The sequence below is a fragment of the Mycobacterium sp. AMU20-3851 genome, assembly GCF_043974665.1.
GTDB lineage: Bacteria > Actinomycetota > Actinomycetes > Mycobacteriales > Mycobacteriaceae > Mycobacterium.
The window spans coordinates 2,428,424-2,451,976 of the sequence record NZ_CP146371.1 but is presented as its reverse complement, the minus strand read 5'-3'; the positions used below and the strand labels follow the sequence as shown (position 1 = coordinate 2,451,976).

General features: G+C 69.5%; 27 protein-coding genes. 14 read left to right on the top strand and 13 right to left on the bottom strand.

Annotation, left to right across the window (positions count from 1 at the left end; translation table 11 throughout):
• Nucleotides 1-22 precede the first annotated feature (22 nt).
• The 4 genes from V4U86_RS11715 to V4U86_RS11700 all read right to left on the bottom strand — a co-directional run bounded on the left by V4U86_RS11715 (nucleotide 23) and on the right by V4U86_RS11700 (nucleotide 4,749).
• The gene (locus V4U86_RS11715) at nucleotides 23-649 is read right to left on the bottom strand and encodes a LysM peptidoglycan-binding domain-containing protein (RefSeq protein ID WP_395311364.1); all 627 of its coding nucleotides are present in this window, start codon (nucleotides 647-649) and stop codon (nucleotides 23-25) included.
• Between the two features lie 128 nt (nucleotides 650-777).
• Entirely contained in the window at nucleotides 778-2,184 is a 1,407-nt protein-coding gene (locus tag V4U86_RS11710; RefSeq protein ID WP_395311363.1) for an NAD(P)/FAD-dependent oxidoreductase, read from the bottom strand.
• Between the two features lie 9 nt (nucleotides 2,185-2,193).
• Nucleotides 2,194-3,141, bottom strand: coding sequence for a sterol desaturase family protein (locus tag V4U86_RS11705; protein WP_395311362.1), 948 nt, complete (start codon nucleotides 3,139-3,141; stop codon nucleotides 2,194-2,196).
• Nucleotides 3,142-3,195: 54 nt separating this feature from the next.
• Nucleotides 3,196-4,749: a carboxylesterase/lipase family protein gene (locus tag V4U86_RS11700; protein WP_395311361.1), complete on the bottom strand. Its 1,554-nt coding sequence runs from the start codon at nucleotides 4,747-4,749 to the stop codon at nucleotides 3,196-3,198.
• A gap of 135 nt (nucleotides 4,750-4,884) precedes the next feature.
• Between V4U86_RS11700 and V4U86_RS11695 the strand changes: the two genes are divergently transcribed.
• Genes V4U86_RS11695 through V4U86_RS11680 form a run of 4 tightly spaced genes read left to right on the top strand, consistent with a single transcriptional unit; the run spans nucleotide 4,885 to nucleotide 7,923 of the window.
• Complete coding sequence (locus V4U86_RS11695) at nucleotides 4,885-6,138, top strand: acyl-CoA dehydrogenase family protein (protein WP_395311360.1); 1,254 nt, start codon at nucleotides 4,885-4,887, stop codon at nucleotides 6,136-6,138.
• Nucleotides 6,139-6,148: 10 nt separating this feature from the next.
• Entirely contained in the window at nucleotides 6,149-7,243 is a 1,095-nt protein-coding gene (locus V4U86_RS11690) for a hypothetical protein (RefSeq protein ID WP_395311359.1), read from the top strand.
• An 18-nt stretch (nucleotides 7,244-7,261) separates the two neighbouring features.
• Nucleotides 7,262-7,603, top strand: a complete 342-nt coding sequence (locus V4U86_RS11685) for a DMT family transporter (protein WP_395311358.1) — start codon at nucleotides 7,262-7,264, stop codon at nucleotides 7,601-7,603.
• Nucleotides 7,603-7,923: a DMT family transporter gene (locus V4U86_RS11680; RefSeq protein WP_395312014.1), complete on the top strand. Its 321-nt coding sequence runs from the start codon at nucleotides 7,603-7,605 to the stop codon at nucleotides 7,921-7,923. Before V4U86_RS11685 ends, V4U86_RS11680 begins: the two co-directional genes overlap by 1 nt.
• On the opposite strand, the gene V4U86_RS11675 is transcribed toward V4U86_RS11680, so the two are convergent.
• Nucleotides 7,895-9,085, bottom strand: coding sequence for an MFS transporter (locus V4U86_RS11675; RefSeq protein ID WP_395311357.1), 1,191 nt, complete (start codon nucleotides 9,083-9,085; stop codon nucleotides 7,895-7,897). The genes V4U86_RS11680 and V4U86_RS11675 overlap by 29 nt on opposite strands.
• Nucleotides 9,086-9,179: 94 nt before the next feature.
• Here V4U86_RS11675 and malQ point away from each other — a divergent pair, with 94 nt between their 5' ends.
• The 3 genes from malQ (at nucleotide 9,180) to V4U86_RS11660 (ending at nucleotide 13,243) form a co-directional block, all read left to right on the top strand.
• Nucleotides 9,180-11,300: a 4-alpha-glucanotransferase gene (gene malQ, locus V4U86_RS11670; protein ID WP_395311356.1), complete on the top strand. Its 2,121-nt coding sequence runs from the start codon at nucleotides 9,180-9,182 to the stop codon at nucleotides 11,298-11,300.
• A 64-nt stretch (nucleotides 11,301-11,364) separates the two neighbouring features.
• A complete protein-coding gene (locus V4U86_RS11665) occupies nucleotides 11,365-11,808 on the top strand; it encodes a hypothetical protein (RefSeq protein WP_395311355.1) in 444 nt (147 codons plus the stop codon).
• Nucleotides 11,809-11,830: 22 nt separating this feature from the next.
• Nucleotides 11,831-13,243 carry a serine/threonine-protein kinase gene (locus tag V4U86_RS11660; RefSeq protein WP_395311354.1) on the top strand — a complete coding sequence of 471 codons (1,413 nt, stop codon included), beginning with the start codon at nucleotides 11,831-11,833 and terminating at the stop codon, nucleotides 13,241-13,243.
• A 4-nt stretch (nucleotides 13,244-13,247) separates the two neighbouring features.
• Here V4U86_RS11660 and V4U86_RS11655 read toward each other — a convergent pair whose 3' ends face one another.
• Nucleotides 13,248-13,727, bottom strand: coding sequence for an NUDIX domain-containing protein (locus V4U86_RS11655; RefSeq protein WP_395311353.1), 480 nt, complete (start codon nucleotides 13,725-13,727; stop codon nucleotides 13,248-13,250).
• Nucleotides 13,728-13,838: 111 nt separating this feature from the next.
• Between V4U86_RS11655 and V4U86_RS11650 the strand changes: the two genes are divergently transcribed.
• On the top strand, nucleotides 13,839-14,099 hold the full coding sequence (locus V4U86_RS11650) for a hypothetical protein (protein ID WP_395311352.1): 261 nt from the start codon (nucleotides 13,839-13,841) through the stop codon (nucleotides 14,097-14,099).
• 10 nt (nucleotides 14,100-14,109) lie between these two features.
• Here V4U86_RS11650 and V4U86_RS11645 read toward each other — a convergent pair whose 3' ends face one another.
• From V4U86_RS11645 to V4U86_RS11635, 3 genes are read right to left on the bottom strand one after another with little or no spacing between them, the layout of a single operon-like run.
• Nucleotides 14,110-14,499, bottom strand: coding sequence for a DUF732 domain-containing protein (locus V4U86_RS11645; RefSeq protein ID WP_395311351.1), 390 nt, complete (start codon nucleotides 14,497-14,499; stop codon nucleotides 14,110-14,112).
• Between the two features lie 18 nt (nucleotides 14,500-14,517).
• Entirely contained in the window at nucleotides 14,518-15,117 is a 600-nt protein-coding gene (locus V4U86_RS11640; protein ID WP_395311350.1) for a hypothetical protein, read from the bottom strand.
• 30 nt (nucleotides 15,118-15,147) lie between these two features.
• Complete coding sequence (locus V4U86_RS11635) at nucleotides 15,148-15,990, bottom strand: ketosteroid isomerase family protein (protein WP_395311349.1); 843 nt, start codon at nucleotides 15,988-15,990, stop codon at nucleotides 15,148-15,150.
• A gap of 37 nt (nucleotides 15,991-16,027) precedes the next feature.
• Between V4U86_RS11635 and V4U86_RS11630 the strand changes: the two genes are divergently transcribed.
• Nucleotides 16,028-16,384: a hypothetical protein gene (locus V4U86_RS11630; RefSeq protein WP_395311348.1), complete on the top strand. Its 357-nt coding sequence runs from the start codon at nucleotides 16,028-16,030 to the stop codon at nucleotides 16,382-16,384.
• Between the two features lie 67 nt (nucleotides 16,385-16,451).
• Nucleotides 16,452-16,862, top strand: coding sequence for a hypothetical protein (locus V4U86_RS11625; protein WP_395311347.1), 411 nt, complete (start codon nucleotides 16,452-16,454; stop codon nucleotides 16,860-16,862).
• 15 nt (nucleotides 16,863-16,877) lie between these two features.
• On the opposite strand, the gene V4U86_RS11620 is transcribed toward V4U86_RS11625, so the two are convergent.
• Complete coding sequence (locus V4U86_RS11620) at nucleotides 16,878-18,068, bottom strand: alpha-hydroxy acid oxidase (protein ID WP_395311346.1); 1,191 nt, start codon at nucleotides 18,066-18,068, stop codon at nucleotides 16,878-16,880.
• Nucleotides 18,065-18,985, bottom strand: coding sequence for a cyclase family protein (locus V4U86_RS11615; RefSeq protein ID WP_395311345.1), 921 nt, complete (start codon nucleotides 18,983-18,985; stop codon nucleotides 18,065-18,067). Before V4U86_RS11615 ends, V4U86_RS11620 begins: the two co-directional genes overlap by 4 nt.
• Nucleotides 18,986-19,053: 68 nt before the next feature.
• On the opposite strand from V4U86_RS11615, the gene V4U86_RS11610 reads away from it, so the two are divergent.
• Nucleotides 19,054-20,268 carry a cytochrome P450 gene (locus V4U86_RS11610; RefSeq protein WP_395311344.1) on the top strand — a complete coding sequence of 405 codons (1,215 nt, stop codon included), beginning with the start codon at nucleotides 19,054-19,056 and terminating at the stop codon, nucleotides 20,266-20,268.
• Here the strand turns inward: V4U86_RS11610 and V4U86_RS11605 are convergent, their stop codons facing one another.
• Together V4U86_RS11605 and V4U86_RS11600 are read right to left on the bottom strand one after the other, a co-directional pair.
• Entirely contained in the window at nucleotides 20,269-21,186 is a 918-nt protein-coding gene (locus V4U86_RS11605; RefSeq protein WP_395311343.1) for an SAM-dependent methyltransferase, read from the bottom strand.
• Between the two features lie 25 nt (nucleotides 21,187-21,211).
• Entirely contained in the window at nucleotides 21,212-21,817 is a 606-nt protein-coding gene (locus V4U86_RS11600; RefSeq protein WP_395311342.1) for a TetR/AcrR family transcriptional regulator, read from the bottom strand.
• A 167-nt stretch (nucleotides 21,818-21,984) separates the two neighbouring features.
• On the opposite strand from V4U86_RS11600, the gene V4U86_RS11595 reads away from it, so the two are divergent.
• Genes V4U86_RS11595 through V4U86_RS11585 form a run of 3 tightly spaced genes read left to right on the top strand, consistent with a single transcriptional unit; the run spans nucleotide 21,985 to nucleotide 23,545 of the window.
• A complete protein-coding gene (locus tag V4U86_RS11595) occupies nucleotides 21,985-22,407 on the top strand; it encodes a hypothetical protein (RefSeq protein WP_395311341.1) in 423 nt (140 codons plus the stop codon).
• Complete coding sequence (locus V4U86_RS11590) at nucleotides 22,404-23,024, top strand: carboxymuconolactone decarboxylase family protein (RefSeq protein ID WP_395311340.1); 621 nt, start codon at nucleotides 22,404-22,406, stop codon at nucleotides 23,022-23,024. Before V4U86_RS11595 ends, V4U86_RS11590 begins: the two co-directional genes overlap by 4 nt.
• Entirely contained in the window at nucleotides 23,021-23,545 is a 525-nt protein-coding gene (locus V4U86_RS11585) for a hypothetical protein (protein WP_395311339.1), read from the top strand. The genes V4U86_RS11590 and V4U86_RS11585 overlap by 4 nt, the downstream gene beginning before the upstream one ends.
• Nucleotides 23,546-23,553 lie beyond the last annotated feature (8 nt).

The following is a 23,553-nucleotide window of genomic DNA, read 5'->3' as shown; positions in this document are numbered from 1 at the left end:
GCCCGGCCGTCGTCGCTGCGGACTACGGGATCGTCAGCACCTGACCGGGGTGGATCAGATCCGGGTTGGCCACACCGCTGGCATCGGCGATCCGCTGGTACTGATTGCCGTCCCCGTAGAACCGTTCCGCGATCGCCCACAGGGTGTCGCCGGAGACCACGGTGTAGGTGCGCGGCGCCGGGGGTGGCGGGGGCGCGGCGGCTTCGGGAGCCGGTGGGGGCGCCGGTTCCGCGGGCGCCTGCGGCGGCTCGGCGGCGGCCGGTTCGACCTCCGGCGCGGCCGGGCCCGGCGGGGCTGCCGGGGCCGGCGGCGCCTCGGTGGTGTCGGTGCCCGACGCCCAGGCCACCCCGTCGAACCCGTACAGCACCAGGTTGCGGTCATCCTGCAGGATCAGCCGCACATCCTTGGCCCCCTTGGTGTCGGTGTGCCACACCGGTTTGTCGGGGGTGTAGAGCACGAAGTTCCCGTCCGCCTGCACCTCGGCGCGGACCACGTTCTGGCCGTTGGTGCCGGTCGACCACACCGCGCTGTCACCGCTGTAGAGCACCAGGTTGCCGTCACCCTGGAGGACCAGTCGGTAGGCCCCGTTGTTGGATGTCAGCGACTCCCCCTGCGTGAGCTTCTCACCCTTCTGCAGTCTGTCCGTCATGTCGCACTCCCCTTTCGACAGTTCTCGCGCGGCTCAGCCTAGTGATCCGGGAACCCGGATTTACCGGTTCTGATCACCGGAAATGGAAACTCTCGGAGAACTCTGCGGGCCGGGGTGGCCGAACCGGATCAGGAGTCGAATCCCAGTCCCATCGCGTCGAGCGTCCGCAGCAACACGTTGCGCCTGCCCGCCGCATGGTCGGCACGGTTGAGCGACCACCGGGTGGCCTGAATACCCGCGCTCGCAACCGGTTCCGGCGGAAACGGCAGCGGCCGCTTGCGCACCATCTCCAATTGCGTGCGCGGCGTGGGCACCCCGTCGAGCAGATCCAGGCAGACGTCGGCGGCGAACCGGGTGGCGCCCACCCCGAGTCCGGTGAAGCCGTTCACGTAGGCGACCCGGCCACCGCGGGCGGTCCCCCAGTGCGCGCAGAACCGGGTGTTGGTGTCGATCGCCCCGGCCCAGCGATGACTGAACCTGACGTCGCTCAACTGCGGGAAGGTGATGAAGAAGTGTTGGGCCAGCATCCGGTACGTCTGCTGCCGGTCTTCGTAGACCGCATCCACGCGGCGACCGAAGTGGTAGATCGCGTCATAGCCGCCCCACACGATCCGGTTGTCGGCGGTCAGCCGGTAGTAGTGGAACTGGTTCGCGCAGTCCCCGACACCCTGCCGGTTACGCCAGCCGATCCGGTCGAGCTGTTCAGCGGACAGCGGCTCGGTGGCCAACACGTAGTCGTACACCGGCACTGTGTACCAACGGTTTCGGCGGATCAGGCTGGGATACACATTGGTGGCCAGCACCGCGCGCTCGGCGTTGACCACGGCATTGTCGGCGCCGATCCGCAGGCCCCCGCCCGCCGAGGACACCGACACCGCCCGGGTGTGCTCGTGGATCTGCACTCCGGCCTCGTGGCAGGCCCGGGCCAGTTCGACGGCCAGCTTCGCCGGATGCACGATGGCGCAGGTGTCCGGCTCGTAGAGGCCCGCCCGGTAGGTCGGTGACGCGACCTCCTCGCGCACCCGGGCCGGGCCGAAATACTCCCCTTCTCCGGCTTCGGCGGCCTCGGCCAGCCAGTCGACCTGGTGCGGCTCGGTCGCCACGGTCAGCATGCCGGTACGCTGCCACTCCGCGTCGAGGTTCAGCCGTTCGATATCGGCGGCCATGCCGTCCAGATTCTGGCGCCCCATTGCCTGCAGGGTGTCGAATTCCGTTGGCCAGCGCGACTTCCCGTTCTCCACACCGTGGGTCAGGCTGGCGTCGACGAACCCGCCGTTGCGCCCCGAGGCCGCCCAGCCGATCCGGTTCGCCTCGATCAGGACGATCTTCTGCCCCGGATTCCGCTCGGCGGCGTGCAGCGCCGCCCACAACCCGGTGTACCCGCCGCCGACCACCAGCAGATCGCAGTCCAGCACCCCGGTCAGCGGCGCGTAATCGGGGCGCAGGATGTCCAGCCACATCGGCGCGAATGTGCTTGCCGCCAGCGACCGATCCACCAACGCCGGATCGACGGTGGCGTCGAAAACTGTTTTCACATCGCGAGACTACGGGGTGCGCGCCTCGGCGGCCATGGTTGCGCCCGCGCCGCTCGACACCGGCTGCTGCACTTGTCGCGGCCTCCACCCCGGCGGGCCGAAGATGTAGCCGAGCTTGTCCCGCCACCTGCGCGCGGCGCGGACGTCCCGGCCGATGGCGACGTACTCATGGGTCTGCAGTTTCCAGATGTTGAACGTGTCGACCTGCTTGGTCAAACCGTAATGCGGCCGGAACAATTCCTCTTGATATGTGCCGAACAGCCTGTCCCACAGGATGAAAATGCCGCCGTAGTTCTTGTCCAGATACTCCGGATCCATCCCGTGATGCACCCGGTGGTGCGACGGGGTATTGAAGACGAACTCGATCGGTCGCCACAACCGGTCGATGCGCTCGGTGTGCACCCAGAATTGGTAGATCAGGTTCAGCGAGAACGCGAAGAACACCATCCACGGCGGAACACCCAAGAGCGGCAACGGAGTCCACATCAGGATCTCGCCACTGTTGTTCCACTTCTGCCGCAGTGCGGTGGCGAAGTTGAAGTACTGACTGGAATGGTGCGCCTGGTGCGTGGCCCAGATGAGCCGGATCCGATGTGCGATCCGGTGATAGAAGTACCACAGCAGATCGATGCCCACGATCGCGATGACCCACGTGTACCACTTCGAGGGCGACAGCTGCCAGGGCGCGACGTAGGCGTACAGCGCGACATATCCGAGAAGTGCCAGGAACTTCCACCCCGCGGTGGTGACCACCGACACCAGGCCCATCGACAGACTCGTCCAGGCGTCCCGACCGTGATACGACCCGGCCGGGGCACGATCGGGCTCCAGACCCTCAAGCTTGCGCGCCGCCGTCCACTCCAGCACCAGCAGCAGCAGGAAGAACGGGATAGCGAACATCACCGGGTCGCGCATCTGCGACGGCAGCGCGTCCAGCAAACCCAGGAACGGTTCCATGAAAATGAGCCTATCCGTTGTGACCGGCCGCCGGAGCCGAGGTGCCGATAACCATCAGCGGAAGCTGAGCACGTCGGTGCCCCACGTCGCGCGCTGCACGTGATCGGGGTCGTCGACGACGGTGTCGTGGGCGCCGATCAACAGCGTTGCCCGGTCCTCGGCACGGTACGGTCGCCAGTGCGCCTCCCCCGGGCCCGCCGTGGGTTCCCCGCCCGCGGCGAAGCTGCACCACCGGGCCCGCATCCGGCGCGACACCGCCTTGCCGGTCGCCAGACCACCCAACTTGAACGTCGGATCTTTGGGGCCGGCCACCAGATTGCCCCAGACATAGGGCAATTCGGTGGCGTGCGCACCACCGAGGCGCAGCGCCCGCAGCATCGGGGTGGCCCAGTCGAACCGGTACATGTACACCGGCGCCACCTGACTGTGCCCCTCGGCAAACCAGATCGACGGCATCCGGAAGCCGACATCGCGCGCCACACCCATGCCCGGCTTCTTCCCGCGGCCGCGATACACCTCGCCGATCTGCTCCGGGGTGGGGATCTGCAGACCCGGCTGCTCCGCGGCGATGGCCGCGAACATATCGGTGATCGCCTGCGGCGTGATCGGCAACAGCGGTGAGCGCATCCAGCGGAACAGCGCCGCCTCGTGCTCATTGGTGCCGATGATCAACGGGACCGCCGCGGTACGGCCGGCCCGCGCCAGTGCGGCCGGATAGTCGGGCACCAGATCGCCATCCACGACCGGGACGAACGCCAGGGTGCCGGGCGACTGCTGCGGCACATCGTTGAACAGCGCCTTGGTGGCCGTCACGAGTGCGGGCTCGGGCACCGCCGGCAGTTGCGCGGCCTCCCCGGCCGACATGCCCAGTTCGGCGAGGAACAACTCGGCCGTGCGCCGCGCACGGTTCTGGTCGTATACCGAGGTGACCGGCGAACTCTGCGCGATGGCGCGATGGAACAGTCCCGCAGCGGCGGGGCTGGCCAGCAATGTGGTGACGATGCCACCGCCGGCCGACTCGCCGAAGAGGGTGACCCGGTCGGGGTCACCGCCGAACGCGGCGATGTTGTCGCGCACCCACTGCAGCGCGAACAGCACGTCCCGCAGACCGATGTTGGTATCGAAGTCCGCATCGAAGGAGGACAGGTCCAGGAACCCGAAGGCGCCCAGCCGGTAGTTCAGCGTCACCACCACGACGTCGTCACCGAGCGCGAGCTCGCGGCCGTGATACAGCGGCTGCGCACCCGAACCCAGGACGTACGCCCCGCCGTGCACCCACACCAGGACCGGTTTGTTGCCCGCACCCCCGGCAGGTCCGTCGCTGTGCTCGCCCCGGCACGGCACCCAGACGTTCAGGTTCAGGCAGTCCTCGCCCTGCCGGGCACCCAGGTCGATGGGGATGCGCGGATCGGTGGGCTGCGCGCAGACCGGCCCGACCCGCGAGGCGTCCGCCGGTTCGGTCCAGGGCTGCGGTGGCTGCGGGGCCCGCCAGCGCAGCGCGCCGACGGGTGGCGCGGCGTAGCGGACACCCAGCCACGCCGATACGGTCCCGTCGCTGATGCCGCGGACGGGCCCGTTGGTGGTGTCGACGACGAGCGCGTCGGTCATGATGCTCTCCCTTCACCCGACCATTTCCACGGTACGCACCCGTTCCACGGCTCGGTGCGGATCTTCCGCACGAGATACATTCGCGCTGCTCAGAACCCTCTGCAGGCGGGGCCCCGGACCATAACCTTCACGGCCATGGCCATCGACATCGCTGAGACAGTCACCACCCTCCCGGTTCTGGGCACCCCCGAAGCAGCCCTGGCAGCGGCCGACGCGGTCGCCGCGGAACTGGCGATCGGCGCCGCCGAACGCGAGCGCACCGACACCTCCCTGCTGCCCCAGCTGCAGCTGGTATCCCGGTCCGGCTTGCTGGCCGTCCCGGTGCCGGCCGCCCATGGCGGGCCGGGCCTGCCCGCCTCGGTCCAGATCGAGGTGCTGCGCCGGCTGTCCCGCGGCGACGGTGCGGTGGGGCAGCTGCTGCTGGCCCACTTCGTGGTGTCCCAGGCGATCGGTGGTCTGCCCGCCGACCAGCAGCCGGCAGCACGGATTTACGGCGACATCCTGGCCGGCGGCCAGCTCGGCAACGCCACCGCCGAACGCGGCACCGCCAGTGCGCTGGACCGCCGCACCAGCATCACCCGGCGCGCGGACGGCAACTGGGAACTCAACGGTGTGAAGTACTACGCCACCGGCACATTGGGGGCACAGTGGATCGCGGTGGCGGCCCTCATAGCGGATAAGCCCGGTGAGACGGCCACCGTGTTCATCCGTCCCGACCAGCCCGGCGTGACCCTCGACCTGGAGAAGTGGTCGGCGTTCGGGCAGCGCGGCACCAAGAGCGGCGAGGTGCGCCTCGACGGTGTGGTGGTCGAGGACGACCTGGTCATCGAGGAGGGCCCCGCGCCCGATCCGGTCGACGCGCCGCCGAGCGTGCTCGGCGCCTACGACCAGGCCCTGCACGCCGCCATCGACATCGGCATCGCGCGGGCCGCTCTCGAGGACGGTGCCGCATTCGTGCGTACCAGGTCGCGGCCGTGGAAGGAGGCGCTCGATGCCGGTTTCGAGCGCGCAGACCAGGAGCCGCACATCGTCCGGCGCTTCGGTGAACTGACCGCGCGGCTCTACGCGCTGGAGGCGCTGCTGGCGCGCGGGGCCGCACTGGTCGAGGACGGGCAGGCCGCCGAGGACCTGTCGCGCGACGCCGCCGCGGACGCCAGCCTCACCGTCGCGGCCGCCAAGGCGCTGGCCCAGGAGTTCGGTGTCGAGATCGCCGGCGGCATCTTCGAACTCACCGGAACCTCGGGCACCGACGGCGAGGTGAACCTGGATCGGCATTGGCGCAATGTGCGGACCCACTCCCTGCACGACCCGGCCCGCTGGAAGTACGTCCACCTCGGCAACCACATCCTGCACGGCACCCGCCCGCCGCGGCTCGGCCTGGTTCTCTGAGGAGCGAATCATGGGATACCAGAACAGTTTCTACCTCACCGGCAGCATCAACCAGCCGACCGTCGAGGACGCCTTCCGGTTCGTCGGAGAGCGCCTGCAGGGGCACCGGGAGGGACGGGCAGCGAGAGTGACCCGCGTACCCGACGGCGAGCCGGGCGATCGGGCCAACTGGGTGCTCACCCAGACCCCGCACTTCCTGGAGAACCCGACGCTGGAGGTCATCGACCACGGCGGCCGAAAACTGGCCCGGCTCAAGCCCGGAACCACCGGCGCCGACGTCCGTTTCCCGGCCTTCGATTACGCCGACCACGCCATCGCGTCCTATGCGTTGTTCCGGGCCGCGCGCGAACGCGGCGAGCTGGCCCCGGAGTCGAAATTCCTGGTGTCCATCCCGACCCCGTTCAACGCGGTGAACTTCTTCGTCGAGTTCGACTCCCAGGTCGAGGTGGCCCGCGCGTACGAGGCTCCGCTGCGCGACAGTGTGCAGGCGATCCAGGACGCGATCCCGCACCGCGATCTGGTGATCCAGTGGGATCTGCCGGTCGAGGATGCGACCATCGAAGGCTGGTTCCCCAATCCGTACCGGGACTTCGAAGAAATCTACGCGGTCACCGCGCGGCCGGCGTCCTGGGTGCAGGAGGACGTGGAGCTGACCTTCCATCTCTGCTACGGGGATTCGAAGTTCGGCGCCTCCCCGTTCATGGGCGACCCGCCGGACGCCGAGGCGGCCGCCCGCGGTGGCAGGCACGTCTATCCGCGCGACGCCTCGGTGATCGTCGCGGTGTCCAACGGGCTGTCGCGCCATGTGCCGCGGCGCATCGACGCCATCCAGGCGGCGACGGTCACGGCGTGGGACAAGCTGGCGCACTGGCAGCCGTTGGCCAACCTGGCCATCGAACCGGAGACCGAGTTCTACCTGGGGCTGCTGCACGCCGAAGACGGTGCCGCGGGCGCGCGATACCGGGCGGCGCTGGCCGCAAAGTTCCTGCCGCAGTTCGGCATTTCGACGGAGTGCGGCCTTGGCCGGCATTCCGCCGAACAACTCGATCAGGTGGCCACCGCGGTGTCCGAGCTGTTCCAGACCAGAACAAATGCGCTGATCTGAGACCGGATACCATCCAGCGTGCACAAATGGACGCTGCTGGGCGCAGCCATCGTCGCGGAGGTCAGCGGCACCCTGTCCCTGCGGGCCTCCCACGATCACTCCGCCTGGCTGGTCCTCGTCGTCATCGGATACGTGTCGTCCTTCACCCTGTTGGCCGCGGTGCTGCGGGCCGGGATGCCGGTCGGGGTCGCGTATGGGATCTGGGGCGCCACCGGGACGGCGCTGACCGCGGTGGCGGCCTCGACGATCTTCGGTGAGGCGTTCACCTGGCCGATCGCGGCGGGCATCGCGCTGATCATCGCCGGGGTGCTGTTCATCGAGTTCGGGTCGACTGACCGGCGGGCCGAGGTGACCCCATGATGTGGTTGGTCCTGGCGGCCGCGATCGGGGTGGAGGTGTTGGCGACGCTGTCGCTGCGGGCCTCCGACGGCTTCCGCCGCAAGAAGTGGCTGGTACCGGTGATCGCCGGGTACCTGGTGTCGTTCTACCTGTTGTGGCTGTCGCTGTCGCTGGGCATGCCGGTGGGCGTGGCCTACGGCGTCTGGACGGCCTGCGGTGTGGCACTGGTGGCCATCGCCGCCCGGTTCCTGTTCCGCGACCCGTTGACCGTACGGATGGCCGTCGGCATCGGGCTCATCATCGCCGGCGTCCTCACGATCGAGATGGCCGGCGGGCACTGAGCACCCCGGCGAGGGCAGCGACCACCAGCCCGGCGACCGGAACCAGCAGCAAGCCCGCACGCAGGCCGGCCGCATCCGCGATCAGGCCCACCACCGGCGGGGAGGCCACGAACCCCACCCGCATCAGCCAGGCCACCGCCGTCAGGCCGGTACCGGGGCGCAGGCCGGGCAGCCTGTCGGCGCCGTGCATGGCTGCCGGCACCAGGGTGGCCACCCCCAGACCGACCGCGGCGAACCCGGCGACCGTGCCCGGCAGGCTCGGAAATGCCAGCGCCGCACCCATACCCGCCGCGATGAGCAGACCTCCCGCGCGTGCGACGGTGCGCTCTCCGAACCGGTCCACCAGCCGGTCCCCGGTGAGCCGGCCGATGAACATGCAGACCATCAACGCCACGTACCCGGTCACCGCGACCGCGCCCGGCGCACCGACGACGTCCCGCAGGTACAACGTGGCCCAGGTGCTGCCGGCGTCCTCGATCACCGCGCCCGCGGTGGCTATCGCGACCAGCGCCGCCAGCGCGGCGTAGGCCGCGAACCCCGCACTCCGGGCCGCTTCGGTGCGTTGCGGGCCGTCGTCGGGGTGATCGGGTCCGGGCAGCAGGTGCGGGTAGGCGGTGATCGCCACCGTCGCGAACACCGCCGCCGAGATCCCGAGGTGGGCGGCTCGACCGATGTCCAGCGCGATGGCCGCCGCGCCCATCAGCCCGCCGAGGATGGCGCCCGCGGCCCAGACCGCGTGCAACGAGTTGATGATGGACCGCCCGTAGCGCTGCTGCACCCGCAATCCGTGCGCGTTCTGCGCGACATCGGTGATCGCGTCGCAGGTTCCCGCCACGAACAGCGTGGCGGCCAGCACCACCGGGGCGGTCGCGAAACCGGCGACCCCGATCAGCACCGCCATCGCCACCGTCGAGACGACCGCGGCCCGCCCCGACCCCACCCGCCGGATGACCGCACCGGCCGCGAGTCCGGCGACCAGCGCACCGGCGGCGAAAGCCGCCACGACCACCCCGTACGCGGCGTTGGTCAACCCCAGGTCGGTCTTGATCTCGGGGTACCGGGGCAGCAGGTTGGCGAACACCGCTCCGTTGGTGAGGAACAGGGCCGCGACCGCGATCCTGGCCCGCCGGTCCGACACGGGGATGGGCCGGGCACAGGACATGCCTGCCGAGGTTACCGACCGTCCGCTGAGCGCACCGACGGGCCGGGTGACGCCGAGTCCAGCGACGCCCAGCGGAATCCGGCAAGATTGCGGGATGAGCGAATTGGCCGACCTCGCACAGATGTACGGCGTGGCGCCCGAGTTCGTGGACTGGCGCGGGCGCACCGTCCCGGTTTCCGAGGGCACCCTGGTCGGAGTGCTGGCCGCACTCGGAGTGGCCGCGGGCACCGAGGCCGAACGCATCGAGGCGCGGCGTGCCCAGGAACGGGACCACTGGGCACACCCGCTGCCGCCGACCGTCGTCGCGCGCTCCGGTGCCACCAGCGCGTTCTGGGTCCATGTCACCCACGGTGATCCGGTCGAGGTGTGGATCCGGCTGGAGGACGGGACCACCCGCTCGGAGCTGCGCCAACTCGAAAACAACCATGCACCATATGATCTGGATGGCCGACTTGTCGGTGAGGCAACCTTCGAACTGCCCGCCGACCTGCCTCCCGGCTATCACCGGCTACACGCGCGCAGCGCCGCGGTGGACAGCAGCACGGTGCTCATCGTCGCGCCTGGCGTGCTGCCGGCGCCGGCCGGCCGCAACTGGGGCCTGGCCGCCCAGCTGTACAGCGTCACCTCCGAGAATTCTTGGGGAACAGGCGATCTCACCGACCTGACCGACCTTGCCGTCTGGTCGGCGACACAGCACGCCGCGGGATTCATCCTGGTCAACCCGCTGCACGCGGCCGCCCCGGTGGCCCCGATGGAGCCCTCGCCCTACCTACCCACCTCGCGCCGCTTCGTCAACCCGCTCTATCTGCGCGTCGAAGCCGTTCCCGAGTATGCGTTCCTGCGCAAGCGCGGCCCGCTGCGCAAGGCGCGCGCCGACCTGGCGGCCCGGGCGCAGCGCGGCGAGGGCATCGACCGGGACGCCGCGTGGAAGGTCAAGCGGGCGGCGCTGGCACAGCTGTACCGGGTGCCGCGCTCGGCCGGCCGCGAACTCGCCTACGCCGGCTACCGGGACCGTGAAGGCCGCAGCCTCGACGATTTCGCCACCTGGTGCGCGCTGGCCGAGGTGCACGGCGCCGACTGGCATCGGTGGCCCGCGGAACTCCGCCACCCCGACAGCCCCGCCGTCGCGGCGTTCGCCGCCGCGCACCCGGAGGCCGTCGACTTCCACCGCTGGCTGCAGTGGCTGCTCGATGACCAGCTGACCGCGGCGCAGGCCACCGCCGTGCAGGCCGGGATGACGCTGGGCATCATGCACGACCTGGCGGTCGGGGTGGACCCCGACGGTGCGGACGCGTGGGCGCTGCAGGACGTGCTGGCGCTCGGAGTCAGCGCCGGCGCGCCACCGGACGAGTACAACCAGCTCGGACAGAACTGGTCCCAACCGCCGTGGCGGCCCGATCAGCTCGAGAAAGCCGGGTATGCCCCGTTCCGGGCACTGGTCAACGCGGTGCTGCGGCACGCCGGCGGGGTACGCATCGACCACATCATCGGGCTGTTCCGGCTGTGGTGGATCCCCGCGGGCGCGCCACCCACCGAGGGCACCTATGTGCGGTACGACCATGACGCCCTGATCGGCATCGTGGCACTGGAGGCGATGCGGTCCGGCGCGGTCGTGGTCGGTGAGGACCTCGGCACCGTCGAGCCATGGGTGCGCGACTACCTGGCCGCGCGCGGCCTGTTCGGCACCTCGATCCTGTGGTTCGAACGGGACCGCGAATGGGGCCGTGCGGACAAGCCGCTGCCCGCCGACCGCTGGCGTAGCGCCTGCCTGTCCTCGGTGACCACCCACGACCTGCCGCCCACGGCCGGCTACCTCGCCGGCGAGCACATCCGGATACGCGAAGAACTCGGCCTGCTGACCCGACCGGCCGCCGAGGAACTCGCGCACGACCGCGCCGAGCAGGCCGCCTGGCTCGACGAACTGCGCCGCCTCGGGCTGGTCGGTGACACCCCGGACACCGACGAGATCATCCGCGGCCTGTACGCCTACCTGGGCCTGACCCCGTCCAAGCTGCTGGCGCTGGCACTGCCGGATGCGGTCGGCGACGTCCGGGCGCAGAACCAGCCGGGCACCACCGACGAGTACCCGAACTGGCGGGTGCCGCTGGCCGGCCCCGACGGCCGCCGGCTGCGGTTGGAGGACATCTTCACCGACCCGCGCGCCAACGCGCTGGCCGAAGTAATGAAAACCCAGGTACGGACGATGGAATCGTGACTGGAGTTTCTACAGGTGTGGTTCTGCGATATCTTCGCAACGCACCGCGACACCCGGAGGGCACGTGAACAAGGTACTTGCGTTGGGGCTCGGCACCAGCGCCGCAGCAGTGGCGATGGCGATCGCCGCAGGCGGCACCGCCCATTCCGCTCCGGCCTCGGAGAGTGACAGCCCCTACAACGTCGTCGGCCAGACCTACGGCCGCGCCGTGCAGATCCTGGCCGGCTCCGGCATCAAGGCGACCTTCGGCGGGGCCGTCGGCAGCGACCTGCAGCAGAGCATGTGCGTGGTGGACAAGCAGAAGTTCAACACCTCCGGGCGGATGATCCTGATGCTCAACTGCACCCAGGAGGCCTTCGACGAGGCCGGGCTGAGCAATTCGACCGGATCCGGCCCCGGCGGGCGCACCGTCGGCGCCAACGGTGTCACCACCGTGACGCCCACCCCGATGCCGCCTCCCGGCGCGGGCGTCCCGACGTCGCCGGCACCAGTCCCGCCGCCGGCCTGAGCCCGGCGTCTGGGATTCGCCGATGCCGCTGGCAGCCGGGGCCGACTTCGCCGGGTACACCGTGGTGCAGTGCCTCGGCACCGGCGGGATGGGCGAGGTCTATCTCGCGCAGCATCCGCGACTGCCGCGCCAGGACGCGCTGAAGGTCCTCAAGGCGGGCGTCTCCGCGGACGACGAGTACCGGCAACGGTTCGAACGCGAAGCCGATATCGCGGCGACGCTGTGGCATCCGCACATCGTCGGGGTGCACGACCGCGGTGAGCATGACGGTCAGTTGTGGATCGCCATGGACTACGTGCCGGGCACCGACACCGCCCGGTACATGCGCGAGCAGCACCCCGGCGGGCTGCCGCCCGGACAGGTCGACGAGATCGTCACCGCCGTGGCCGGCGCGCTGGACTATGCGCATGAGCGCAATCTGCTGCACCGCGACGTCAAGCCGGCCAACATCCTGCTTTCCGACACACGGTCTGCCGATCGACGAATCCTGTTGGCCGACTTCGGTATTGCCCGGTGGTCCGATGACGTCAGCGGACTGACCGCCACCAACATGACGGTCGGCACGGTGTCCTATGCCGCACCGGAACAGCTGATGGGCACCGCGGTGACCGGGCAGGCCGACCAGTACGCGCTGGCCGCCACCGCCTATGAACTGCTGACCGGCAAGCCACCATTCCAGAACTCCAATCCCGCGGTGGTCATCAGCCAGCACCTCTCGGCCTCGCCCCCGGCCATCGGCGACCGCCGCCCGGAACTCGCGCACCTGGACCCGGTGTTCGCCAGGGCGCTGGCCAAGGACCCTGCCGACCGGTTCGAGCGGTGTGCCGATTTCGCGCAGGCGCTCAGCCACCAACTGGCCGGTGACACGCTCGGATTGACCCAGGCGGCGCCGGTGAGCCCGGCGGTCGCACCGGCGCGCAAGCTGCGCGGGCCCGTCATCGTCACCGCGGTGCTCGCCGTCGCGTTGTGCGCCGCGACCGCGGCCGCCCTCTACGAGCTGAACCGCGCCGACAACGACGAGCGCGCCCAACCCCTGGCCACCACCACGGCGGCTCCCGCCACGACGACGGCAGCCACCACCACCACGACCACCACCACCACGACGACGGCAGCCACGACCACGACGGCGACCACCACCGCGGCCGCCCCGGCAGCAGCAACGGTGACCATCGGGGCCGACTGCCTGCCGGCGGGTGCCACCGCGGTCACTGCCAACGGTGCGACGGCCTACTGCGCGACGCTGCAGGACACCAACGCGACCATCTGGTCGCTCACCCCCGGCGCCGTCCCCATCCCGACAGTCACCAGCACGGACCCGACCGAGGAGCCGCTGCCGGTCGCCGAGGAGTCGCCGGTGCGGGTGTGCATGGACCAGACCGGGCAGACCCGCCGGGAATGCCGCGAACAGATCCGCCGCAGCAACGGCCTGCCCTGATCGGTCAGTCGCCGGGAACTCGGCGGCCCAGCTCCTGCATCAGTGAATCCAGCAGCGGCCGTTGACCTTTGAGTAGCTTCTCGCGTGCGTCGACGACACTGAACCAGCCCACCCGGTCCAACTCGGGGTACTCGCGGAATTTGCCGGACCCCTTCGGCCACTCCAGCGTGAACGTGTTGCTCACCGCATCGCGGATATCCAGGTCGGCCTCGACCGCGTAGACCGTGACCACCTTGCCGCTGGGTTGGCGCAGCGGTGCGAACTCGATGCGTGGGCCGTCCGGCGCCGGGAGCCCGATCTCCTCGGTGAATTCCCGCCGGGCCGCGACCCAAGGGTCCTCGGTGTCGTCGTACTCGCCCTTGGGGATGGTCCAGGCGCCGTCGTCCTTGCGCGCCCAGAACGGGCCACCCGGATGTCCGATCAGCACCTCGGCGATGCCCTCGATGACGCGGTACACCAGCAGACCTGCGCTCAATCGCGGCATACCGCAGGCTAATGCGGACCGTAGGCCGATTGTCAAGAATTTGTCGGCCGCCGGAATTTAGCGCCCACACCGCCGGTTGCATCGTGCAGAAGCGAAAGAAGGCATTGGGCCATGTGGGCAAGAGGATTCATCACAGCGCTCGGGGTGGCGCTGGCGGGCACGTCGATCGGATGGGCCGCACCCGTGAACGCGGCGCCGGAGGGACCGGACAGCGTCGAGCAGACCGCCGGCGACCTTCCCGCCCCGGGCAGCGTCATTGCGGTGGAGCGACCCGGCGGTATCGCACTGGACCGGAACAGGATGTCCGGGGTGCTGCCCGGTCTGGAACCGCTGCGCCTGATCGGCGATAAGGTCCTGCTCGAAGTCGGCTGACGACCCGGGTTCAGACGCCCGCCAGGCCACGCGAGATGTCCAGCAGCCCCGCGGGTTCGAGGCCGAACACCTTGCCGTCACCGATGCCGGCCACGGCGGCCGGGCAGAACATCGAGATGGCCACCCCGGTGAACATGGTGGCCGGCCCGAGCGGCATCCCCGCGGTGTCGGCCACCCTGGCGGCGACGTTCGCGGCGTTCTGCCCCGGCTCGGACAGCATCGGGCACACCGACTGCCCCAGTGCGACCTTGTCGACGGCCGTGGGTGCGGTGACCCCGGCCTGATCGAGGGCGGTCAGGAAGCTGTCGGCCACCGAGTCCGCGGATGCCGGCGCCGCGACCACCAGCGCGGCGGAGGCCACGGCGAAGGTGGACAGCAGGCAGGTCGTGATGCGGCGCATGGCTGTGATCCTACGGGGTCACATGCCGGCCCAGCCGGCGTCGATCTGGGTGGCGATGTCGATGATGCGCGCCTGCCGCGCACCGGGGCTGTCGATCTCCCCCACCACGTGCGCGGCGATGAACCGTTTGATCTCGGCGTCGATACCGGCCAGCACGCGCAGCGCCTCGGCCCGCAGCGTGCCCGAGGTGACGTGGATGGAGATGTCGCGCGGGCCCGGCTTGTTGACGTCGATGATGAGCAGCAGCGGGGCGGCCGCGCGGGCGGTGGCCGTCAGCGCGATCTCACCGAACACCTGGAACCGGGGTTTGTCGATCTTCAGGTCGATGACCATCTTGATCTCCAGCGGGATCCGGATGTCGAAGGTGATGGCCCGTCCCACCTGCCGGGTGACCCGCGGTGCCTGCACCTTCACGCGCGCCGTGACCTTGGCGATTCCGCCCGGCCCCTGACCCATCGGGCCCATCTCGAACTCGTCGCCCGCGATCGCCCCGATCGCGTCCGCGACACGCTTCTCGGTGACCGCCACTTCGAAGAACCGGCGGCCGAACTCCTCGTAGCTCAGATACTGCTGCGCAGCGTCGGCTACCGGGGGCTCGGCGGGCGAAGAACTGTCCATGGTGGCTATAACCGTCTCATGCCGGGCGCCTCAGCCCCGGGCACGGCCCCCGGCGTGGTCGCCTTCCGGGCCGTCATCGAAGAACACCCGCAACCGGCGGATCCGGGTCGGCCGTAACCCCACGTCCGCGATCAGCACGGCGTCGCCACCGGGCCCGGTCACGCTGACGGCGACATGGCGACCGGCCACCACCGTGGTGCGCCGCCGCGCTCCGGTCAGCGCCTCGACGAGTTCGGCGGGCCGCAACCGGCGCGCACCGGCGCGCATCTCGGCGTCCGGCCCGAGCAGGCGCCGCACCGACATCTCGTTGCCTGCGCACGCGTCGTCGACCACCTGCGCCACGCACCGCTTGCCACGGCCTCCGGCCCCGGCCAGCCCCGACATGAACCCGGCCGCGCCTGCGGGCCCCTGATTGGCCAGCAGCGCGCGGGTCAACTGCAGGGACGCCGGTACCGCCGCGGGCCCGTTGCGGGCGAACTGCCACGCCATGGCCGGCAGTTCCCAGTACGCCTGCAACCGGGAGATACGCAGGTCGTCCTCGGTCAGCCCGGCCGGCATCACGTCATACCGCAGGATCGCCGGGATGCGCATCGTCACCGCGGGGCCCATGGCCACCTCCAGCACCAGGTCGCGCAGCATCGTCTGGCCCACCACGATGTCGATGTCCCGGTGGAAGGTGATGTCGCGGGGACCGATGAAGGTGTCGTAGAACCGCTCGATCTCGGCCCGCCCGACATGCGGGCGCGAACCCACCGGGTCCTCGATGGTGGCCGTGTCGGTGAACAACCCGACCCAGCCGATCCGGTCGTGCGCACCTGCCGCCGCGGGCGAGCGCTCCACCGTCGCCAGAACCGCACTTCGACTTGTGGACATATCCTTGGGTACCACCCCTGTGTGAAGGAGGACGGCAATGAGCCAGAACGGGCCGTTCGGTATCGACCCTGAAGATTTTGACAGGCTCGCCCGCGAGGCCGGTGAGGGGCTGCGCGACGCGCTCGACCGGTTCGGCAAGCGCGCGGGTTGGGCCACCTTGATCGACCAGTTCACCGGGCAGGCCCAGCCGTCCAGGCCGGAAACCACCGGTGACGCGGGCGACGGGGTGTGGGCGATCTACACCGTGGACGCCGACGGCGGGGCCCACATCGAAGAGGTCTATCCCACCGAGCTGGACGCGCTGCGGGCCAACAAGAACAACACCGACCCGGCGCGACGGGTCCGCTTCCTGCCGTACGGAATCGCGGTCAGTGTGCTCGACGCGCCCGAATAGCCCCGCGCGGGCCGTCCTGCTCACTAGACTTTGCCGCGGTACGGGGACGACCGGCAGAGGGTGGGACATGCGCAGAGGATGGACGGTCACCGCAGCGGTTGCGGGGGCGGCGGTGGCGTTGGGTTTTGCCCCGGCCGCGGTTGCCGACGACGAGTCGGGCCGCTACCCCACCGATGTGCCGGGCATGAACTACCAGGCCGCGCTCGGCGCACCCTGTGAGAACACCCAGCTGTTCACCTTCGGCCGCGGCCGCGGCGGGCAGCCGATGAAGTGCAGCTGGATCCCCAACCAGTGGCCGCCGGTCTACACCGGGTTCTGGACGATCTCCTATGAGCTGCACGGTGTCCAGGAGGTCGGCGCCCCCTGCTCGGTGGCCAAGGGTGCCGCGCAGACCACCGACGGCCGGCCCATGCTGTGCCTGGGCGCGCGGGGCTGGCAGCCCGGTGTGTTGACCGGCGACGGCTTCTTCCCGGCCTGACGACCTCGGGTCGTTTCACCGCCCGGGTGCAGAAGGCGGCGCCGCGATCAGGTGCTCGCGGGACAATTCGGCGACGCTGCCGACGCCCATCAGGGTGAGCGTCTGCCGGATCTCGGCGGCCAGAACGCCCAGCACCGCCGCCACACCATCGGCCCCGGCGACCGCCAACCCGTACAGGCAGGGCCGGCCGATCATCACCGCATCGGCACCGAGTGCCAGCGCGGTCACCACGTCGCTGCCCGTCCGCACACCGCCGTCGAGCAGCACCGCGGCCCGTCCCCCGACCGCGTCGACCACCTCCGGCAGCGCGGCCAGTGACGGCACCGCCGGATTCAGTTGACGGCCACCGTGATTGGAGACCACCACCCCGCTGGCACCGATCTGCAGCGCGCGTTCGGCATCTGAGGGGTCGAGGATTCCCTTGACCACGAACGGGCCGTCCCAGCGGTCCCGCAGTGCGGCCACATCCGCCCACGTCAGATCGGGCCGGATCTGACGCTGCTGCACGGCCACCGATTCCACCGCGCCGGCCGCCCCGCGGGTGCCGGTGACATTGGCCATCGTCATCCTGCGGTGCCGCAGCAAGCCGTACCACCAGGCCGGCCGGATCGCGGCGTCGACGATTCGGCGGGGAGTCAGGATCGGTGGGTGGCCCATCCCGGTGCGACGCTCCCCCACCCGGTTTCCCTGCACCGGGACGTCGACGGTCACCACCAGGGTGCGATAGCCGCTGTCGCGGGCGCGGTCGAGCAAAGACGCCATGAAACCCGCGCGCTCACCCCACGGGTAGAGCTGGAACCAGTGGTCGTGTCGGGTGCCGGCGGCCACCTCCTCGATCGAATAGGACGACGCGGTGCTCAGCGTCAGCCGGGTGCCGGACTGCTCGGCCGCACGGGCCGCACCGAGTTCACCGCTCCAGTGCGCCAACCCGGTCAGACCGGTGGGCGACAGCAGCACCGGCAGGTCCAGCCGTTCCCCGAACAACTCGACGGTGGCGCGGGCGACGCTGTGGCCGGCCAGCACACGTTGGCGCAGTGACCAGTTCGCGAACACCGCCCGGTTCGCGCGCAGCGTCCGCTCGTCTTCGGCGCCGCCGTCCAGATACGCCCACACCATCGTGGGCAGCGCGCGACGGGCGGCAGCACGGTAGTCCTCGATGCACACCAGCGGCGCCCGGGTGCGCAACCGGTACTGGAAGGCCGTCATCTGATCGCGATCGGGGTGGTCGGCGACCCGACCGCATTACTGATGTGCAACGGCGGCGCGGCCAGCAGGAAGCACCATCGGCCATCCTCGGCACAGGCCGCGGACAGGTCCTCCAGGTCCAATATCTCGGCCAGCGGCATGCCCATATCGCGGATCAGCACACAGTGCAGCGGTACCACGGTGCCGGACTGCTCGCTCGGAAGGACCTCGATGGCCCAGTTGTCCGACCCGAGCGCCGCCACCGAGCGCTCGTGCAGCCAACGCGCGCAGGCCAGGTTCAGGCCGGGCTCGGTCTTCATCCATCCGTCCGGTCCGTCCGCGACAAGCTTTGCCCGCCAACCGGTCCGGATGAACAGGAAGTCGCCTTCGCCCACTGTGACACCCTGGGCCCGCTCGGCGGCGTCCAGATCGTCGGGGGTGATGGCGGTGCCGCCCTCCAGCCACGACACCTTCTTGAGGCGGGCGATGTCGAGCAGCACACCGCGCCCGACCAGCCGATCGGTCATCGCGTCGACGGCGAGCTTGCGGGCGCCGAATCGGGCGCCGACCTCGTCGGTGGAATACCCGTTGTACATCTGGTCGTCGTAGGCGACGTGGGCCAGGCCGTCCCACTGGGTGCCCGACTGCAGCGGCATGATGATCCAGTCATCGGAGATCTGCACACCGTGCGGATCCGACCAGTCGTGCGGTGCCATCGACATCAGGTGCACCGGGTTGAGCCGCCCGCCGATTCCGCTCTGCGGCCCGTTGCTGCCGACCGGGATGCTCAGCTGGAACACCCGGCCCGAGCGCACCTCCGTGGCCGCGGCCCGGATGTGCTCCCCGGTGACGAAGTTCAGGGTGCCCAGTTGATCGTCGGGACCCCAACGGCCCCAGTTCGACAGCTCCCGGCCGAGGTCCCTGAAGTTCGCGCCCATGCGTTACAGACTCGCATACTTTTGTTAACCTCGGTACCAGCTTGCCGAACCCACCTCCGGAGGTATCCGTGTCGGACGTCCCAGAGCTCACGTTCGATACCGCCGACCCCGATTTCGTCCGCGACCCGTGGCCACGTTACCGGCAGATCCGGGATCTGGGCGGGGTGGTGTTCAACGAGCAGGTCAACCGGTTCATGGTCGCCGGTTTCGACGACACCCGCATGATTCTCACCACCCCAACGGTTTTCGGATCCGAGCGTGGCCAGGCCGAGCAGGCCGGGGTGTTCGGCGGTCCGACGATGGAGTTCTACGACGGTTCCCATCACGACCGGATGCGCGCCATCTGGTCCGACGACTTCCGGCCGCGTGCCCTGGCTGCGCTGCGCCCGGCGATCACCGAGGTGATCCGCGCCCGCCTGGCGCCGTGCCTGCGTCGGCTGCGGGCCGGCGAAACCGTCGAGGTGGTCGCCGAACTGACCCGCGGTATCCCCACCGAGGTGATCGCACACCTGCTCGGTATCGAGTCGGACATGGCCGACCGGTTCGCGGAGTGGAGCGACGCGATGGGCGCCTCGGCCGAGGGGTACACCAACCCGGGCGAGCGCGGCGCCCGATTGATCGCGGTCGGCAAGGCAGCGACCGCCGAACTCAACGAGTACATCCGCGCACAGATCACCCGGCGGCGCTGCCCGTCCTTCACCGGCGGCGATCTGATCACCACCATGGTGCGCCACGACTACGCGCGCACCCAGATGACCGAGCAGGAGATCGTGGCGTCCAACACTCAGTTGGTGTTCGCCGGGAACGAGACCACCGCCAAGTTGCTCGCCCAGATCGTGGTGACGCTGGCCGCCCACCCCGACCAGCGCGACGCCCTGGTCGAGGATCCGCAACTGATCCCGGCGGCGGTCGAGGAGGTGCACCGCCACGAGACCATCACCCACTCGGTGTTCCGTGACGCGATCGGCGATCGGGCGTTCGTCGGCGATGCCCGGGTGCCGGACGGCCGGCGCATCACCCTGCTGCTCGGCGCGGCGAACCGGGATCCGGCCCGCTGGGAGCACCCGGAGCGTTTCGATCTGTTCCGGAAGAAGTTGCCGCACCTGGGTTTTGCGTTCGGCTTGCACAGCTGCCTGGGGATGAACCTGGCCCGCCTGGAGGCCCAGATCTTCCTGGAGGAGCTCCTGGCCGCGCTGTCGCGCTGGCGGGTGGACGGGCAGGTCGGCTACGGCCGGAACTTCGCGGTTCGGGGGCCCGCCGCGGTGTACATCAGCGCGGCCTGATCACCGCAACTGCGCGGACAGGTATGTGATGTCCCCGAACGAGGACAGCACGTCGGTCGAGCGCGGCATGCCGTAGTCGCCGAACAGCTCCGAACTCTTGCGCAAGGTGGCGGTCCAGCCGCGGTCGCTCAGGTGAGTTGCGGCCGGGGTGCGCTCTCCGGGGTAGAACAGTTCGGTGACGTCGACGTCTTCGCCGAGGTCGATCCCCTTGTCCCGCCATACCTGCCGCATGGCGCGGGTGCGTTCACCGATCACCTTCAGGTCCTCGACACTGACGGTGGCCGTGTTCTCGGTGGCGATCCGGCTGCCCGGCGCGCTCAGCTCGGTGATGTTGTCCAGCAACCGATCCTGCGCCTCCGGCGGCAGGTAGATCAGCAGGCCTTCGGCCAGCCACGCGGTCGGGCGGGCCGGATCGAATCCGGCTGCTCGCAACGCCGCGGGCCAGTCGTCGCGCAGGTCGACACCGATCGGGCGATGGGTGGGCACCGGCATCGCCCCGAGATCTGCAAGGGTGCGCGTCTTGAAGTCGATGACCGGGGACCGATCGAGCTCGTAGACCACCGCGTCGGCGGGCAGGGGCAGCCGGTAGGCGCGGGTGTCCAGGCCTGCGGCGAGGATCACGATCTGGCGAATCCCGGCCGTCACTGCGGCAGTGAGGAATTCGTCGAAGTACCGGGTGCGCACGGCGATGCCGTCGGCCATCCCGCGCACCTCACCCTGCCCCGGGGCGCCGAACTGTCCGCGAGCGTGGCGGGTGTACACGTCCACACCCACCGCAGAGACCAGCGGCTCGGCGTAGGGATCGTGTACGCCGGCGGTCCCGAAGCGGGTCGCGATGGCCCGCTGCATGGCCACCACGGTGGCCGTCACCCCCACGCTCGTTGCCAGGTCCCAGGTGTCATTGTCGGCGCGCCCCATAGTTAGATAGTCTACGCTCTTCTCGTCAGCCGTCCGGCGGGCCGACGCTGGACATCACCAGTTGCAGGAACGTGCGGTAGAGGTCCTCCCCGTCGAGGTGGCTGGCCAGCGTGACACCGTCATTGGTCGCCAGCAGTACCCGGGCCAGCGATTCGGCCGGAATCCTCAACGAACCACCCAGTCGCGCCACGCCTTTGGTGATGTACTCGGCCAGCGAGCGAACCGTCTCCCGGCGCTGGGCCGCCACCCGGTCCCGGGCCGCCGGATGACGCATCAGGAACAGGGTGAACTCGTAGTTCAACGCCGCCGCCTGCTGGGCGTCGGTGCCGCTGAGCACCCGCCACCGCTCGGCGAACCCCTCCACGTCGATGTCGGCGAACCGGTCGAAGGACTCCATCACGTCGGCAAACCCGTCCAGGAAGCGCTGCCGGTGCCGTTCGATCACCGCGAGGAAGAGTTCCTCCTTACCGCCGAACTGCGCGTAGATGGCGCCGCGGGTGTACCCGGCGGCCTCGGCGATGTCCTCCAGCGAACCGGCGTACCCACGCCCGGCGAAGGTCTTCTCCGCCGCGTCGAGCAGGACGGTGCGGGTCTGCTCCATGCGGCGTTCCCTGGTCCAACGCTCGGTCATCGGCTCATCCTCGCAGAGATCAATCTCAAATACAGTCTTGTATCTGAAATTCAAATCTGTACTGTCGTGACTGGCGTCACAGCCCCGATGTCGCCATCTCTTCGCGAACACCGACCCGAAGAAGGGACTCCCTCGATGTCCGTCGATACCCCTCGATCCGCCACCTGATGCCCGAACTCGCCGAGATCGTCAGCGCGCACACCGGCCACAGCCGCACCGTCCTGGAGTACGCCGCGACCACCGGCCGCCTGGTCGGCGAGGCCAAGAAGCCCGGGTTCGACGCCGAGGGCTGGGCGCCACTGGCCGAACTCGTCGACACCGCGAACTTCCACCGGGTCGGCGCGTTCAAGGAGGAGATGGACTGGGCCGGCTACGTCGAGTTCCTGACCGGCTGGGCGAGGACCTCCGAATGGGAGTGCACCTTCCAGCGGATCACCGAACATGGCGACCTGGTCTTCCTCGAGCTCGAAGAGCGCAGTGCGGTAGGCGATTTCCGCAGCGTGGTGAACTCGCTGTCGGTCTACGCGTTCAGTGCCGACGGACGCATCAGCCGCCTCGATCTCTACCTGCAGATGGAGTATCCGTCGTGAACGAATCCCAGCAGATGGCACCGCTGACCGCCGATCAGTGGGGTGAGGCCGAATACGCGGCTTTCGGTGCGCTGCTCGGGCTGCCGGCCGACGAGGTGCCCCGGGCCGGATCCGGTGAGGCATACGACCCGCTGAACTTCGACATCATCGGCATGCTCGCGCACCACCCCGAGATGGCGCGACTCTTTCTGCGGTTCAACGGATTTCTGCTGCAGCGCGGCGAGCTCGCCGGGCGGCTGCGCGAACTGGTCATCCTGCGGGTGGCGCTGCGGCACCGATCTGCCTTCGAATGGGGCCAACACGTCCGGATGGGTGCTGCGGTCGGCGTCACCGACGACGATGTCGCCGCTCTCATCGAGGGCAACGACGCGTTCGCCGGCGCCGACCGGATCGTGCTGGACACGGTCGACGAACTGATCGACGACGGAAAGGCCCAGTGGTCCACCTGGCAACGCCTCGTCGACACGATCGGTGAGCGGGCCGCGATGGAGGTCATCTTCATCGTCGGCACGTACACCATGACCGGGATGGCATTCGGCACCTGGGGATTGCAAGCCAAGCCGGGCAGCGCTGCGCTGCCACCGGAGCGCCCAACCACAGAAGAGGGACATCGATGAATCTGGAAGAGCGGATCGCCAAGCATCGCCGGATGGCGGAGAGCTACCGCGACAAGTACGTGCTGCAGAAGGTCGCCGAGGGCGAGAACTACGACGAGTGGGAGTTCACCGACGACGCGGTGTACACCTCGCCCTACTTCGCTGCCGGTCAGGAGTTGGTACTCAAAGACGTCGCGACGCACTGGGATATGGCCGCCACCATCGAGGCCAAGGCCTACGGCATCACCTTTCCGGACTGGAAGCCGGTGGACTTCAAGCTATGGCCGGCCGAGAACGGGTTCGTGCAGCGCTACCGCTGGCAGGGCACCAACGTGAACACCGGCGAGGTGATGGGCTTCTACTCCATCAGCTTCGTCGACACCAACGAGGACGGCCAGATCACGCACTGGTCGACCTACGTCAACGACGAGGAATACGGCCCGTTCCTGGAGGCCGCCATCGGTGCCCGCGGCCCGTTCCGCGGCGAGGATTACATGCAGGCGCTGGCAAAGCATTTCGAGAAGCACGGACTGAGTTTCTAGAGGGAGCC